Genomic DNA, 15,585 nt, shown 5'->3' with positions numbered 1-15,585 from the left:
CGCACACTCCGGTCCCCGGGTTGCAGCTCGAGGCTTCATGGCAGCTCGCGGCCGGAGCACAGGTGACGGGACTCCCGCCCGTGCACGTGCCTGCCGAGCAGCTGTCCACGGTGGTGCAGGCATTGCCGTCGTTGCAGGAGGTGCCGTCCGGCAGCGATGCGCCCGTCTCGCACACTCCGGTCCCCGGGTTGCAGGTCGAGGCTTCGTGACAGCTGGCGGCCGGAGCACAGGTGACGGGACTCCCGCCCGTGCACGTGCCTGCCGAGCAGCTGTCCACGGTGGTGCAGGCATTGCCGTCGCTGCAGGAGGTGCCGTCCGGCAGGGCCGCGCCCGTCTCGCACACTCCGGTCCCGGGATTGCAGATCGAGGCCTGGTGGCAGCTGTCGGCCGGAGCACAGGTGACGGGGCTCGCGCCGGTGCAGGTGCCCGCAAGGCAGGAGTCGACCGTGGTGCAGGGGTTTCCGTCGTTGCAGGAAGTGCCGTCCGGCAGCGCCGCGCCCGGATCGCAAACTCCCGTGGCCGGATTGCAGGTCGACGCCGCGTGGCAGCCGTCGGGCGGCGGGCAAACGACCGGGGATCCGCCCGCGCAGCTTCCCGACTGGCAGCTCGAGCTCACGGTGCACGCATTGCCGTCGTCGCACGCGATGCCGTCCGGCTTCGCCGGGGCGTTCTCGCAATTGCCCGAGTTGGGATCGCAGGTGCCCGCGTCATGGCACACGTCGGGAGGCTGGCAGATCACCGGAGTCCCGGTGCAGGTCCCGTTCTCACAGCCGTCGGTCAGCGTGCAGGCGTTGGCGTCATCGCAGGAGAATCCGTTCTCTTTCGCCGGATTCTGGCATCCGCCGGGCCTGCACTGATCCACGGTGCAGACATTCGAATCGGCGCAGGAAGCATCGTCCTCGCAGAACGGCGAGTCGATGTCGCCGCGGCTGTGATTGAAGCGGATGCCTCCCAGCGTCATCAGGAAGTTTGTCCCGGTGAAGCCGATCACGCCGTTCATCTCATGGATGCGATCGGCGATGGCGTTGGAGCCCCACATCGCCGGGCCGTGACCGAGAGCCGCCAGCCCCGTCATCTCCACGTTGGGATGGGGATCGAACAGCGAAGCATGCGAGGTGGCCGGATTCACCTCGTAAAGTCCCGCCCCCTCACCGATGTTGGACCAGAGCCACAGACGATCGCTGTTGTCGAAGGTCAGATCGCCTCCATGGATCAGCAGATCGACCGTGCCGATGCGCGTCGCGACGGCGGTCGTGAGATCGATGGTGTACAGGCCGTTGGTGTCCTGGTTCAATGCGTACAGAGTCCCGTCGTTGCGGAAGGTGAGGCCGGTCATGCCGGGACGGGTCAACCCGTCCTCGGTGATGACCCCGATCTCCTGGACCAGCGCGGGAATCGTGGACGAGGGGTCGAGATCGACCCTCAGCAGGATGCACGAAACGTCCGTCGCGCACCGGTTGGTCGGGGTGTTGTCGCTGGCGGCCAGGTAAAGTGTCCTGGCGTTGGCAGCAGCCATGGCCAGCACCGGAGAGTAGGCAGTCCCGAGATCGGCCTTGAGCTGCAGGACCCCGTTGGCCGGATTGACGCCGTAGACGCGGGTCAGGCTTCCTGAAAAAGTTGTGTCGATCAGGTAGAGCGACGGCTGTGCCAGGCTCGCCGAGCCCAGAGTCAAGGTCAGGCACCCAAGACCGGCAACCATCCAGACGAGCTTCCGAGGAACTCTCCCCCTCACGGTAGACCCCCCCTCTCTTTCTGCTGTCGCCGGATTCAGGCGAGTGGACTTAACCGCCTTCACAGGGGAACCCGGATGTCTCGACGGAGATCGCCGGTGCAGGCAGGGTAGCTGCAAGCAAGAACCGGACCCGGAGCGCTCCGGCTGGCGCTCTGTGGGAGTCCGCCTTTCAATCCTCAGGGTCGCGCATCTTATATCAGTTCGTGCGATTCGAGCGCAAGTTTATTTCTCATGAAAGGGCCGAGGGGCGGCGGTTTTCGCCGATCCGGGTGCAGCGGCTTGCGCACAAGTGCAGGGCACTGCATAGGGAGGGCGGGACGGTGCATTGTGGTGCACGCTTTTCTCTCGGAGCCGAAGCGCTTTCAGGGTGAGCGCGGCACGCGCCTTTTCCACACCGAGGCCACCTCCAGCCCGAAGGCCCGGCGGACCGAGAAGACACGCGAGAAGTCGCGCCGCAGGATAACCGGATCGTAGGGAAGGTCGTAAATCGTCGCTTGCCGCGGGTCGGTGCCGCGGTCGTCGGAGAGCGTCGAGCCAAGCTCGATCACGGCATAATCTGCGCCGGCGAGCAGGTCTGCCTGGGAGCGCAGGCCGTTCTCCAGGGTGATGCCCGGCGGGCCCGCGGCATGCACGATGTGCGAGGCCAGGAGGTAGGTGGCGACGATCGAGCCCGGCTCGGCGTGATCGGCCATCCAGCGCAGCGCCTGCTCCGTACCGTCGGTCGTGACCTGCACCACGCCCCGGTAGCCCAGGGTCGCGCGCCCCGCCAGACGGCGCTCGCCCAGGTACTGGTAGCCATTCAGATTGAAGTCGGGATAGCAGCGCGCCACATCCAGACCCAGCCAGCCGAACGCCAAGAGCCCGGCGACCGCGAGCAGCGCCGGCCGCGCGCGCCAGCGGCGCGCTTGATCGGCGGCCAACAACGCAAGAACCGGCAGCAGCGGCACCAGGTAGAAGGTCTGCGCCAGCGGCAGCCTCAGGAGCAGGAACCCGTAAAGCAGCAGCGCGGCGAGGAGAAGACGCAGCTCGACCCGGCGCCGGGCCTGCCAGAGAGCCGCCGCCGGAGAAGCCAGAAGCGCCGCGCCGATGGCCGGGCTCGATTTGAACACCAGGCAGGCGGCGTAGAAGACCGCGAATTGCCCGGGGTTCCCCTCGCCGGCCAGGAGATCGTGGAAAGCGCGGCGCAACATTCCCACCAGCAGATCGGGCTCGGTCAGATGGACCGGAGGAACGAGGAAGAAGGTCGCGATGGCATAAGCCGCGATCCAGGCGCCGACGGCGCGCGCCGGCAGCCTCCGTTGCCGCCGTCGGAGCATCCATACGGCGATCGCCCCCCACAGGAGAACCAACGGAAACCATGCGCCCTTCGGCGCCGGGCTTCCGGAGCGCATCATTCTCAGGCAGCCCCACCACCAGACGGTGGCGATGCCGACGAGCAGCAACAGAGTGGCCGCCCACAGCGTGCGACCGTCTCTCTTTGGCAGCGGCTCGCTCGCGCCGTCATCCCAGCGCCCTTTGCAGAGCCATGGCAGGGCGAGTGCCAGAAGGACGAATGACCCGGCGGTGAGCTTCGAAGAGATGGCCCCTCCGAGAGCCAGGCCGCTCGCCAGCGTCCAGCCGATCTCCCGGGTGCGTCGCAGACCCTCCATGCAGATCAGGAAACCGGCCAGAAAAGCGGTGACGAAAAGATCCGATTCAGTGAAGGCGACGCGTGAAAAGGACAGGAAGAAAGGACTGGTCGCGAGGAGCAGCCCCGCAAGCTCGCCGACGCCGGGGCCGAAAACCTGGCGTCCGAGAAAGATGACGCAGGCCAGGGTGAGCGCCCCCATCACCACCGTCATGGCCCGGGACAGACGCAGCGAATCGCGGCCGGTGGCGGCGAAGACGATGCCTCCCAGATACATCGGAAGCCGGCTCTGGCTGGCGTCGAATCCCGAGCCGGAGAACCATCCGTACTGGGCCGAGCCGTAGCTCCGCGCGATGTCCCGGTCCACCTGCTCGTCCCATCCGATCCCCTGGCGTGAAAGGGTCGGGAGGATCAGCGCCAGATAGAGGACGATGGCGAGCGCCGCCAGCGCCCGCCATCCCGGCGAGACTCCTTCGCTCCACAGCGTCATTCCCGCTTCCCCGATCCGGACTGGCGGCGCGAAGGCACCAGATCCTCCAGCTCCTCGATGGTGCGCGGCCAGTCCTTCTTGAGGAGCCGGGACAGAGCCCGGTCGGCAAGCATGCGCCCTCCGGTCTGGCAGCGCGGACAGTAGTTGCATTCATTGTTTGCGTAGACGATGCGCTGGATCGCGGTGCCGCAGACGGGGCAAGGCTGCCGGAAGCGGCCGTGCACCGCCATACCCTTCCGGAATGCCGTGACTTCTTCGGGAAAATCGTCCCCTGCTTCCCTGCGAAGGCGTTCGATCCATTCACGCAGAGTGTCCACCGTGGCGGCGAACAGGCGATCGACTTCCTGGGCGGTCAGGGCCGAGGTGAGGCGCATCGGCGACAGGCGCGCGCGGTGCAGGATCTCGTCGGAGTAGGCATTGCCGATGCCGCTGAACAGCCGGGGGTCGGTGAGGGCCCGTTTGAGCGTGTGGTTCTCCCTATCCAGCGCCGCGGCGAGCTCGCCGGCGGAGCCGTTAAGGACTTCCAAACCGCCCCGATCGAAAGCCGACAATGCTGCCGCGCCACGCACCAGGTGCAGCGAGGCGCGCTTCTTGGAGCCGGCCTCGGTCATGAGAAGGGTCCCCCCGGGAAAGTCGAACGCCGCCGAGCCGAGCCGGCGCGGGATGCGCGCTCCGGCTTCCCTCCAGCGCAGCCTTCCGGCGATCATCAGGTGCAGGACGAGAAAGAGATCCGCCTCGAGGCCGAAGACGATTCGCTTCCCCAGCAGGCGCACCTCACGGACACGCCGCCCGCGCGCCTCGGTCAGCGGCGGGTCGACGGAACGCAACAGGAACGGGCTCGCCAGCCTGATTTGCTGCAGCGGCTCTCCAACGACGCGACGCTCCAGCGCCTCTCGATAGATCGTGAGGTCGGGCAGCTCGGGCATTTGATTCTCCTCGGCCGTGCGCGACGGCGCCGGAGCCGCCAGCACGGCACCTGGTCCCCGCCGATCATAACCGCCGCGGCCTGGGCTCGGGTGCCGCGCGTCTCTTGACGGCGCGACCGGTTCCCCGTACTCTAATGCGCTTGAGGAGAGAGCCATGGGCAACAAATCGAGACCTTCCTTCAAGAAACGCCAGAAGGAAATGGCCCGCCAGCAGAAGCAGATGGACAAGCGCGCCCAGCGCCAGGCGAAGAGCGAGCAGCGGGGTAATGCGCCCCGGCCACCCGGCGAAGAGGACCCCGATCTCGCCGGAATCCGGCCGGGCCCCCAAGCCCTTCCCGACGAATGGAACTATGTTCCTCCCCCGCCGGCGAAGGACTCGGGCGAGGAATACTAGCGCACCCGACCTGCCAGGCCAGCCTTTTCAAGAACAGCGGATTCTCTGGGACTTACAACCCGTACGCTCGCGTCGAACGGTCACGGCGTGTCTTCGTGGAAATGGGTGTGGGATTTTGTCGGTCAAAATAGCTGCGGCCCCCGGAGAGTTCCCGGGGGCCGCTTGGTGAACATTGGTCTTAGGCGGGGCGGACGTTCTCGGCGGCAGGACCCTTCTGGCCCTGGACGATGTTGAACTCCACGGCCTGACCCTCGGAAAGGCTCTTGAAACCCTGCATCTCGATCGCAGAGTGATGGACGAAAACGTCCTTCGAGCCGTCGTCCGGGGTGATGAATCCGAATCCCTTCGCGTCATTGAACCACTTCACCTTACCTCTTGCCATGCTACTCACTTCTCCTCTGCCACAAATGGCCTTGTTGAGGGCGAAATTGCCCCCGCGTCTACCCTCACATTGAGACATCGGGATTCGTCAGACAACCGGAATACAGCGCGGTTTTACCAACGGGTGAGATCACCAATGCGGGATATTCGACGCGGTACTGTAATAGACACTTCCGGCTCTGTCAAGCAATTTTTCCGTCTCCCGCATATTCATCCATCTGGCGGTGCCGCGCGCGGATGAGGCAGGCTGCGGCCATGCGCCGCGCCATGCCTACGCATCGCAATCGGCCGACCCCTGCGCCCGGGAGTTGGCAGCGTGGTGTGGCGTCCCGTCCGTGGGCGCGGGTATCGAGCTCCACGAATAGGGACCGGTGTTGCCGATCGAGCAGACGCTGCCCAGGAGCGTGAAGGTGCAGCCCGGCACGGCCGGAAAGCCGGTGCGCTGCCCGTAGAGGATGTGGTGCGGCGAGCCGCCGCTGCAGCTCGCCGCATCGAAGGAGACGGAGAGACTCGAGCCGTAGGGCGGCGCGTAGACTCCGGCGGCTCCCTCCTCCACAAGGTTTCTTTCCGGCTGATGGCACGAAGGTATACTCCCGCACCCTTCCGATGTAACGCGATTTTTTCGGGGAGTGATGACGCGGCTCGAACGCGGGCTCAGCGCTCCTAAGGCGCCGCAAGCGGCCGGCTCGAGGGCCGTTGATCGGGCGGGATCAGGCAGACCACGGCGCGAAACTTGCCGTTGGCCCCGCGGGGGATGCGCGAGACCGCATCAAAAGCCACCTCGATCGCGCCGAGCCGCTCCTGCAGACGCTGGGCGATGAGGTATTCGTGGCGGCGCGCGAAGCCCGCATCGGGAACGTATCTCACGACCAACCGCCCCAGCGCTTCCTGGATGATCTGCGCTTCCTTCATCGGGATGTCGGCCTTGAACACCGGATCCAGACGGCCGATACGGCGGCCGTCTGCCGTGAAGAGGATGTCATCGACGCGCCCTTCGATGCGCTCGAAGCGCGGCAGCGTACGCCCGCAGCCGCAGGCAGCCCCGGCTGGCGCGCGCACGGCGCGATCGCCCACCCGGTAGCGGATCAGCGGCATGTCGGCATTCAGCAGTCCCGTGGCCACCACCTCGCCAGCCTGTCCACGCGGCACTTCCTCGCCCTCCTCCAGGAGCTCGACGAGGCCCGCGTCGGGCCACTCGTGCAAACCGCCTTCCGAGCACTCCCCCGCCGCCGAGGCGATTTCCGCCATCCCGTAAGTCTCCCGGACCGGACAATCGAAGGCCTGCTGGATCGCCTGGCGCTGTCCCTCGAACAGCGGCTCTGCGTTGGTCAGAGCGACGCGCAGCTTCAAGGCGCGCCCCGCCTCGGGATGAGGCGAGCCCAGGACGCCGAGCGCCAGCGCATGCAGCGATGATGAATAACCGTAGAGGTATTCGATCCGATAACGCTGCAGCGCCTCCAGGTAATAGGGGAGCAGATCCGGCGCCAGGTGATAGGAAGACATGTAGAGCTGGTTCAGCCCGCGGTTCCACACCCAGAACGGCGGGCGGCGCGCCCCGGCCGCGGTGACCAGCTGCCCTCCCAGATTGGCCCACCGGCAGGCGCGATCCACGCCATGCCACAGGCGGCTGCGCACCTCGAATAGCGCATACCAGGCGAGATTCGTCTCGCGGCTGCGCCAGAGCGTGAGAGGCTTGCCGCTCGTCCCGCTCGTGTGCAGGCTGACCATCCTCTCGGGACGTCTGCCCTCGGCGAGGAAGGCCCGCGGGTGTCGCCGGAGATCATCCTTCTCGAGCAGCGGCCAATTCTGCAGCACGGCGGGATCGCTTCGATCGCCGGCGCGCCGGCGGGCGGCCCAGGCCTCACGATAGAACGGCACCTTGGTGGAGGATAGCTCCAGGAGCTTCGACAAACGGGCCTGTCGCCATTCCTTCCAGCGCTCCTCGCTCCAGTGCTCGCGATCCAACGCGTCGGCCATCAGCCGATCGGTCTCTCTCCCGTAGCGCTGTCGCGTCAGACGCGCCCCGTGCACCCCAGCCGCGAAATCGCGCAAGGCGGCCGGCATGCTCCAGTAGATTCGCTGCGTCAGGGAGTTCATCGGTCCGGGCGGCACGGAAAGAGGGATCTATCGAGCGCGGCCGGGTCTGGAGGAGCCTGGTTCATGGCGGCAATGCAATCCAATGGGGCTTCATCCCAGCGCGCCGGTCCGATCATGCGATGCGTCGAACGGGCCGCCAGGTCTTTACCAGCGCGCGATCCGGAGCTCGCGATAGGTTTGCGAAGTGGGGTCCTGCCAGAACGCTTCGATGGCGGGCAGGATCGTCCCGGCGGTCCCATGCGAATCGGGCTTGAACAACGCGCTTTGCCTGAGCCTCAGTGTGGTCACCACCAGAGAGGCGAGAATCCTCGCCCCCTCCTCGGTCTCCATGATCGACTCCAGGTAAGCGGATTGCTCGGCGCTCCAGGGGGTCGATTCGCGCCCCAGAGAGCGCAGGAGCCAGGAGATCAGAGCGGGCTTGATCGTTCCGGTGGTCGGAGGCAAGGCGATGCACCTGTGAGGTCTTTGGCGCGAAAACAATCTCGGCGACGCCGCGCGAGCATCTTGATTATAACAGGGCAGGTTGCCGGCCGGCCGGTGAGGCGGTCATCTCGGCGGCTCTCAGCGACCCAGGTCGACCGATACCAGGGCGGGCTGTCCTTCTTCCGGGGTGCGGTTGCGGATGAAAAGAGTGAACCCGGAGCGGCCCTGAGGAACCGCGAACAGCAGGGCCCAATCGCGCGGCACCCGCGACTCGGGCACCGAGAAGAGGGCGTCCCGCATTTCCGTGTCGCTCATCATCCCCCCCGATTTGAGCATGCGAAAGTGCGAGCCGGCCAGCGGCAGTCCGAGCCGGTATTCCTGACCTTCCCGGTCCTTCAGGCGGCAGTCCCACATCAGCTTGATGAAGCCCTTCTCGGCGGCGTTCGGGTCGTCTTCGGCCGCCTGGCTCTTGGGCATCAGATCGAGATGCACCACCAAGACCTTCGAGTCCTTGTTGCTGATCCGAAAGTCCTGGAAGCCCTTGATCATCGAAGCCGCCACCATCTCCGGCTGGCGGATCTTCAACATCCACCGCTCCAAGGGGATCGCCTGGCCCAACCGATAGGGCACCGGGGTGAGAGCCTCCTGGCAGGCAATCAGCCCGAAGGTGGTTCCCAGCGTCAGAAGCGCCCGAGCCGCGCGAATCCCCCTCATCGCCGCCCGCTAGCTCCCGGAGCCGTCCTTCGGCGGCTCCTCGGGCTTCTCGGTTTCCGGCTTCGGATCCGGCGGCGCCGGCTTCTTGCCCTTCCCCTTCCCGGTCGGCTTGTTTCCCTGGGACTTTGCAGGGGCATTGCCCTGCTTGGATGGGCCCGAAGGAGTCGAGGGAGGCTTGCTCACCGAACCGGCATTGCCTCCCTGGCCTGCATTGCCCTGCTTTCCGTCGCGCTGCGGGGCATTGGTACCCTTGCTCGTGTTCCCCGCGTTTCCGTTTCCTTGCGGGGCAGCCTGCTGGCCCTGCGAGCCCTGGTCGGGTGTGGCGCGGCTGTCAGGAGAATTCTGCTTGCCATTCCCGTTCCCATGCGTGCCCTGGGCCGGCTGGCCTTCGCTGTTTTCCGTCGCGGGGGTGCCGTAACGCTGCGGACGTCTCTGGTTTCCCCGGTCCCGAGTGGGATCCCCGCCCGGAGGCGGATTGCGCCGGCCATCCTCGTGCGCCGGCGGCTGGTCGTGGGAGTCGCCGTTGCGCGGCTGCATGGAGTCGCGCTCGTGCTGCCCATCCTGGGATCCGCCGCCGCGATTCGGGTCGTCCTGCGGCGGGTAGGCGTCATGACCCGAAGGAATCTCGCGCCGCCGGGGATCACGATCCTCGGAGCGATCGTCACGGCCGTCGCCGCGCGTCTGGCTGCCGTCGTGTCCCGGAGGGACCTCGCGGCGCTGCGGGCTGCGCCCCGGGTCGCGCCGGAAGACCACGAACTCCTGGTCTTTCACCCGCCCTCCGCGCCCCTCGTCAGGAGAGTCGGTGCGCCGCACCCGGTAGGAGGGAATGGGATGTCCCACGGCCCGCCCGATCTTCTCTTTGCGCACGCTGCGATCGACGATCCGGTTGTCGACATAGACATAGTTGGTGACATGGATGGTGTTCCTAATCAGCGTCACGTTGCGCGCCGCCGGCAGAACGCAGCCGTGCAGGTTGGTCGCCACCAGGTCGCGATCGTGGACGAAGTACCAGGCGGAAGGTCCGAGCGCCACGTTGATGCTCACTCCGCCCCAATCCAAACCGAAGCCGGCGCGCCAGGTGACCTGCCACGGCAGAGGGGCCCAGCCGACGTAGCCGCCCCCCTCGTGCCACGCCACCCAGGCGGGGCCCCACTCCGTTCCCGGGACCCAGACCCACCCGTAGCCGGGATCGGCGTACCAGCGGCCGTAGTGATAAACCGCCCATCCGAAGCTCTCATCCGAAGCCCATGTAAGACCGTAATCGGTGTAGACCCAGTGGCCGTAAGCGTAGGGACGCCAGCCGGCCGGCACCCTGTAGGGAGACCAGACCCATCCGGGACCCGAGACGTAGATCCATTCACCATACGGACGGAGGTCGTCGTAGAACGGCTCGTCCTCCGCGCCGCTGTACGACACCGTCTCCTGCACGGGAGCGGGATCTTCCTGAGGCGGCTGAGGCGCCGGCTGGACGTAGACCCGCTCGGTGGTCACGCACGCCAGTCCCAGCACGCCGCCGAAAAACAGCAAGGCGAATCCGAGCAGTTTCCTCGTCATCGATGTCCTCCGATTCGTGTCCCCTGCCGCGGCGCAGATCGTCGGAGCGTTTCGGGGACCTCGGAGGAATATAGATTTCGGATCGGGCCGCGTCACGCACACCTGCACGGCGCTTTTCTGACGGATTCGAGTGCGTGGCGGGCGCGATCCGTGGAATCGTCGGCGGATTGGCGGGGCGTGAAAGGAGAACGATCGGAGGGAGAGGAAAACCCGTGACACCGTGCCCGCGTGCAGGGCGTCACGGTGTTCAATTCATGGATCGGGGGCCTGGTGTCGCGTATCCGGAACCCCGTCACATTCGGCCGTCGATCGGGGCGGCTCGTCGGCCTCGATGTCAACGTGATTTCCGATCCACGACACTTCGCCGCGGGCCGGCGCAGGATGAAGGTTGACCAAGGGGTCCCCGCCGATCAAAGGACAACCTGAGTTCCGTCCGTCCGTCTGATGATAAGGAAAATTCGATAATGCCCGGTTTGGAGACCCGGCTCGGGGGCCAGGTCGTGGAGGTCTCGGCGCGATCCCTTCCACCAGGTCCCGTTGACCTCTCGCTTCAATCGAACCTTCTCGTGCACCCGGTAATCATGGTCGTTAAGGAACTTCCAAAAGGAGGTTCGGATGCTCAGATGGCACGCCTGGAGTGTAGGGGTCTCGAATTCGTCGGGAGGATCGGAAGCAAAATCACCGAAGACCCCTAGCCTCCCCCCATGCGGAAGATCGAGCGTCACCCGGAAGCTCTCTCCCGCAAGGATGGACCGGGGAACCGGAACCTCCAGCCATTGTCGCATGCGGGAAAGATCGAAAGTCCCGTATTCTTGCAGAAGAGAGTAACCTCCCTGCCACCGGCTGTTCGCTTCGGCGAAGTAATCCCGGAGACAATCCCCTCCGAGCTCATCCCCGTGGAGGAGGATCGGGGCTTCCCCTCCGAGCTGCACGCGCACGACGTCGCTAGGCGCCAATTGAGGCGCCACGTCGACCAGGAGGCGACCGTCCTGAATCGCTCCCGGACCTTGCTCTACCAGACGAAAGGTCTGCTCGATTCTCGAGTCAGGAGAGCGCAGGGTGGCCCTCCACTCCCTCCAGTTACCCCCATCCAAATCGTGCGTCCCTACAACCAACGCGCCGAACAGGGCGAGGATGCCGATCACGCAGCGACTCAGCCTGTCCGGCCCCGTGATCAGGCTCCTGTCCAGCGAAAACAGGATCAAGGCGAGTAGCAGTGCCCTCAAGAACCAACCTGCGTAGAGCGCACTTCGCGGGTCCAGAAGAGGAGCCAGTGAGATTAGTGAGGCCACCTCGAGGACCGGCAAGGCCAGGAGCGCGATGCATCCCGTCAGAAGGAGTCCCCACCACAAAGAGTTTCGAGGCGATCTCTTCGCGAGAATCTCCCCCAGGCGAACCAAGCCCAATGCGGCCAGGGGAGCCCAGGCCACCAAAGCCGGCAGGGCGAGGCGTGCCTGCGTTTGAACCGTCAGGGCGACACCCAGAACGTAGATAACGACCGCCAGGAGTGGCAAGGCTCGTCTCCACTGACTCACCGAACAGGCCATCCCGAGCAGTCCCAGGATCACCAAGGTCTTGTGCCAGACAACGAAAACGGGCCACGGCAGGAGATAATGCTCCTGCCACTCGGCGCTGGGGAGGGCGTAGAGATGATAGGCCTTGCGCAAGCCCATCTGCAGCGGGACGAGGGGATGCCGGCGGAGGTAGCTTCCAATCGCCTGAGAGTAGGTCTGGCCCTCCTTCGTATCCGGGATATCGAAGGACGCGGGAGGTAAGTTGACCTTTGGCGCTTGGGGAATATCCGGGCCCCAACCCTGACTGCAAGGGTGGAGGCCGAAGAAAAGGTCCCTTTCGTAGCTGGGGGCGAGAGCGCCATTGATGGAAACGCGCCCAAAGAGGAGTCCCAGCAGCAACATCATCGGACCGACTGGAATCAGGACTCCTCCCATCATCGAAGCGCCAGCGCGCAGCTTCTGTTTCGGCGTCGTCGGCTGCGCGAGAAGGAGCGCGGGCACGAGAAGGACGAATAGATACTGGCAGGAGGGTTTCCCGATCAGGATCGTTCCCAGGACTGCGCCGATGAGGAGCAGCGGCCCCCTCCTGGTCGTGTCCTTGGGCTCAATCCCCCTGGACAGAAGCCAGAGGAGCCCGGCGAGCAAGAACATGATCAGCGTCTCCTGCATCACCCTGCCGGCCATGAAGATGGTCGGCAGGTAGGTAGCATAGAGGGCGGCGGCGATCAGCCCACACTTCGAGCCATGCATCCGTCCGCCAAGACCGCCGACCAGCAGGACCGTTAATGTGTCGAGGATTACTTGCGCCAAACGCACGGCGAGATAATGATGACCAGCGATCAAGTAGATGAATCCGAGAAACATCGGATAGACGGGGCCCTTGGCAAGAACCAGCCAGCTGAGATCACCCGCGAAATCCCTCAGCACGTCTGTTCTCCATTGTGCCACTCCCGAGAGCAGCTCCGGCAGGCGCGGGCCCATCCAGCTGGCAGCCGCCTCGCCTGCCAGATCGTACACCTGGGAATCGGACACGACGGGGGTCTGGGGCACCCCCAGGACGAATGCGAGTCGCACGGCGAAAGCAAACCCCGCAATCAGAATCCACACGATTCCCTTTCGAGAGAATGCCTCAAGCAAGGACTCACCCTTCCTTTTGAGTTTTACTCGAGTCGCCCCAGGACACGGCACCCCCAAGACCGTGACGCCGCGCCTGCGGGCAGGGCGTCACGGTGTTCAATTCATGGATTGGGGTCCTAGGCGGAAGGCCAGAGCAGGCTGAAGGTCGCGCCGGTGAGCAGGGCGTAAATCAGCGCGTCCATCAGGGAGCGCGCCGTGTTGGACCAGGGCTGGGACTTCCAGATCGAATCGGTGATCTGCGACAGCCCGTAGCTCGCGAAGGCGACCGTTCCGACGATCTGGGCGACCCGCATGCCGGCGTCTCCCGGCTGCAGGGTATGGCGCGCCACGTAGGCGGAGATGAAGCTCACCAGGACGGTGAAGCCGAACCAGAGCCCCAGGTATTTGCCCATCGAGGTCATTCCCTTGGGGCGCATGGTGATCAGGGCGACGGGGCCTTTCACGAACTTCTCCTTCATCGCGGGCTGCTCGAGCTCCTTCATGTTGTCGCAGAAGGGAGTCATGTAGAGGCCCGGAGCGAGGTCGGCCCGGGCGAGCGCCTCGCGCAGCGCGTCTTCCGACGGGAGGCGCTTGTAATCGGCGCGGTGGTACTTGAGGACCATGTGCAGAATCGAGCTGGCCACGAACACGACGACGGCGGAAACGACGACCGGGATCCAGAGGCTTCCGAAAGGCATCGCGTGACCTCCTTGTGAGAGGTCAATTATTACGCATTCGGGCGGCGCACGCTCTCCTTGATCCGCCGGATGTGCCCTCGGCCCATTCCCTTCACCTCGCAGCCCAGCTCGAAGTAGCGGCGGATGTTCTCGTCGTCGAGGATGCAGAAACAGTCGACGATGGCGCAGGGTCTGCCGACCGATTTGACGACCTGGTCGGGATCCAGCTTCAGGTAGGCCTCATGGCGCACCGCCAGGACGATCGCCTCCACCCCCGCCATCGCCTTGTACAGGTCCGGCTCGATGCGCAGCTCCTGCAGGTTCTTCTGGCGGTGGAAGAAGCGCGAGCGGCTGTAGCCCGGCTGCGGGTAATGCTCCTGGTCCTCCAGCTCCCACCAGTGCTCGACGTAAGGATCGTGCACCCGGATGTCGGCGCCCATCTCGGTGAGGCGCCGCACGATCAGCTCCGAGCCGCTGTAGCGCGTGTCCCCGACATCCTCCCGGTAGGCGGCGCCCAGCAGCAGGACCTCGGCGGAGGCAATGGGCCTCCCCAGGTTGCGCAGCCCGTCGCGCACCAGCTGCGCGGCATGCAGCGCCCGGGTGTCGTTGATGTCGATGGCCAGCGGCGTGATCTTGAAGATGTCGTCCTCGAAGCCATGGATGTGGCGGTAGGCCCAGACTCCCAGCCCGCCGTCCTTGGGAAGGCAATAGCCGCCGATCCCGGGGCCCGGGAAGATCATGTTGGAGTGGGTCGGCCGCACCTTGATGGCCTCGATCACCTTCTTGAGGTCGACGCCGTTGCGCTCCGCGAACAGCGACCACTCGTCCATGAATGCCAGGATGGTGGCGCGGAAACTGTTCTCCATGATCTTGGCCGTCTCCGACTCGATCGGCCGGTCGAGCACCGTGAGCGGATACTCCCGCGTGTTGATGACGTCGCGCAGGAAGCGCGCCACGCGGTCGCGCGCCTTGTCGTTGACGCCGCTACAGACGCGCCAGAAATCCCGGATCGACGCCACGTAGTTGCGCCCCGGCATGACCCGCTCGTAGCTGTGGGCCAGCAGCGGATCGGAATCGATGCCGCGCCGCTCGAAGATCTTCTTGAGGATCGGGTAGACGATCTGCTCGGTCGTCCCGGGCGCCACCGTGGTCTCGATGAGCACCAGGGTGTCGGGCGAGATCTTCTCCCCGATGATGGCCATCGACTCCTCGAGCGCCTGCATGTCGGCGCTGCCGTTGCGGCAGTCTCCCAGCGACTCCTTGAGGTAGTCGCACTGCACGTCCACCACCACGACGTCGGCCAGGCGCAGCGCGTCGTAGGTGTAGGTGGCCACCAGGGTCTTCTTCTCCTTGACGCAGCGCCCGATGGCCGTGTCGACGTCGGGGTCCTCGGATTTCACCGGGGAGACGCCACGGTTCAGCAGCGGAATCTTCCAGAAGCTGCGCGGGCTCGGGCGCTGCATGCCGATGACGAACTTGCCCGGATTCCCCTTGTCGTCGACGCTGTCGGCGATGACCGCCGCCATGACGGCGCCCACGAAACCGACGCCCACCACCACCACGATCTGGCGCCCCTGGTCGCGCTGCTCTTTCGCCAGGCGGCTGAGACGCTCGAACTCCGCGGCGTAATCCGTTGGCGAGGGCAGCGGAAACCGCTCGCCGGCCGGGGAAATGGACTCCCTGGCCTTCGTCGCGCTCGCTTGCTGGTCTCCTTCGGTCGAGTATTTCGCCATACGCGATCTTCCTCTGGATGAGATGAACCCGCCGGAAATCCCGGCCGATCCGGGATGATTTGCAGTCCGGCCAATCACCGGGTCCCGGCAGGGTCCCCGGAATCGAGCTCGATATTGAGGCGCTGAGTATATCCGGCGACCCTGGCGCGCGGAAACTATGCCGGCCCCGCACCGGGGTGCCGGGCGCCGCCGGGCTATAATCCGCCG

The 15,585-nt window shown here is 65.6% G+C and carries 13 protein-coding genes; 1 reads left to right on the top strand and 12 read right to left on the bottom strand.

Features of this window, described 5'->3' with window-relative positions; translation table 11 throughout:
• The 3 genes from VFW45_13840 to VFW45_13830 form a co-directional block, all read right to left on the bottom strand.
• A partial coding sequence (locus VFW45_13840; GenBank protein HEU5181865.1) for a hypothetical protein occupies positions 1 to 1,672 on the bottom strand: 1,672 nt, incomplete at its 3' end.
• Between the two features lie 422 nt (positions 1,673 to 2,094).
• Complete coding sequence (locus VFW45_13835) at positions 2,095 to 3,849, bottom strand: glycosyltransferase family 39 protein (GenBank protein ID HEU5181864.1); 1,755 nt, start codon at positions 3,847 to 3,849, stop codon at positions 2,095 to 2,097.
• The gene (locus VFW45_13830; GenBank protein ID HEU5181863.1) at positions 3,846 to 4,775 is read right to left on the bottom strand and encodes a DNA-formamidopyrimidine glycosylase family protein; all 930 of its coding nucleotides are present in this window, start codon (positions 4,773 to 4,775) and stop codon (positions 3,846 to 3,848) included. The genes VFW45_13835 and VFW45_13830 overlap by 4 nt, the downstream gene beginning before the upstream one ends.
• Before the next feature lie 154 nt (positions 4,776 to 4,929).
• On the opposite strand from VFW45_13830, the gene VFW45_13825 reads away from it, so the two are divergent.
• Positions 4,930 to 5,169 (top strand): hypothetical protein, encoded by a 240-nt coding sequence (locus VFW45_13825; protein HEU5181862.1) that lies wholly within the window; start codon positions 4,930 to 4,932, stop codon positions 5,167 to 5,169.
• A 178-nt stretch (positions 5,170 to 5,347) separates the two neighbouring features.
• On the opposite strand, the gene VFW45_13820 is transcribed toward VFW45_13825, so the two are convergent.
• The 9 genes from VFW45_13820 to VFW45_13780 form a co-directional block, all read right to left on the bottom strand.
• Entirely contained in the window at positions 5,348 to 5,551 is a 204-nt protein-coding gene (locus VFW45_13820) for a cold-shock protein (protein HEU5181861.1), read from the bottom strand.
• A 270-nt stretch (positions 5,552 to 5,821) separates the two neighbouring features.
• Entirely contained in the window at positions 5,822 to 6,106 is a 285-nt protein-coding gene (locus VFW45_13815; GenBank protein HEU5181860.1) for a hypothetical protein, read from the bottom strand.
• A gap of 107 nt (positions 6,107 to 6,213) precedes the next feature.
• Complete coding sequence (locus tag VFW45_13810) at positions 6,214 to 7,647, bottom strand: AMP-binding protein (GenBank protein HEU5181859.1); 1,434 nt, start codon at positions 7,645 to 7,647, stop codon at positions 6,214 to 6,216.
• Between the two features lie 144 nt (positions 7,648 to 7,791).
• Positions 7,792 to 8,091 carry a hypothetical protein gene (locus tag VFW45_13805; GenBank protein HEU5181858.1) on the bottom strand — a complete coding sequence of 100 codons (300 nt, stop codon included), beginning with the start codon at positions 8,089 to 8,091 and terminating at the stop codon, positions 7,792 to 7,794.
• A gap of 117 nt (positions 8,092 to 8,208) precedes the next feature.
• Entirely contained in the window at positions 8,209 to 8,784 is a 576-nt protein-coding gene (locus VFW45_13800) for a hypothetical protein (GenBank protein ID HEU5181857.1), read from the bottom strand.
• A gap of 9 nt (positions 8,785 to 8,793) precedes the next feature.
• Positions 8,794 to 10,338 (bottom strand): DUF6600 domain-containing protein, encoded by a 1,545-nt coding sequence (locus tag VFW45_13795; GenBank protein ID HEU5181856.1) that lies wholly within the window; start codon positions 10,336 to 10,338, stop codon positions 8,794 to 8,796.
• Positions 10,339 to 10,748: 410 nt separating this feature from the next.
• Positions 10,749 to 12,989 (bottom strand): glycosyltransferase family 39 protein, encoded by a 2,241-nt coding sequence (locus VFW45_13790; GenBank protein HEU5181855.1) that lies wholly within the window; start codon positions 12,987 to 12,989, stop codon positions 10,749 to 10,751.
• Between the two features lie 116 nt (positions 12,990 to 13,105).
• The gene (locus tag VFW45_13785) at positions 13,106 to 13,666 is read right to left on the bottom strand and encodes a hypothetical protein (protein HEU5181854.1); all 561 of its coding nucleotides are present in this window, start codon (positions 13,664 to 13,666) and stop codon (positions 13,106 to 13,108) included.
• Between the two features lie 29 nt (positions 13,667 to 13,695).
• The gene (locus VFW45_13780; protein HEU5181853.1) at positions 13,696 to 15,378 is read right to left on the bottom strand and encodes a nucleotide sugar dehydrogenase; all 1,683 of its coding nucleotides are present in this window, start codon (positions 15,376 to 15,378) and stop codon (positions 13,696 to 13,698) included.
• Positions 15,379 to 15,585: the final 207 nt, after the last annotated feature.

It is taken from the genome of Candidatus Polarisedimenticolia bacterium (genome assembly GCA_035764505.1).
Taxonomy (GTDB): domain Bacteria; phylum Acidobacteriota; class Polarisedimenticolia; order Gp22-AA2; family AA152; genus AA152.
This window is presented reverse-complemented; position numbering and strand designations above follow the sequence as displayed.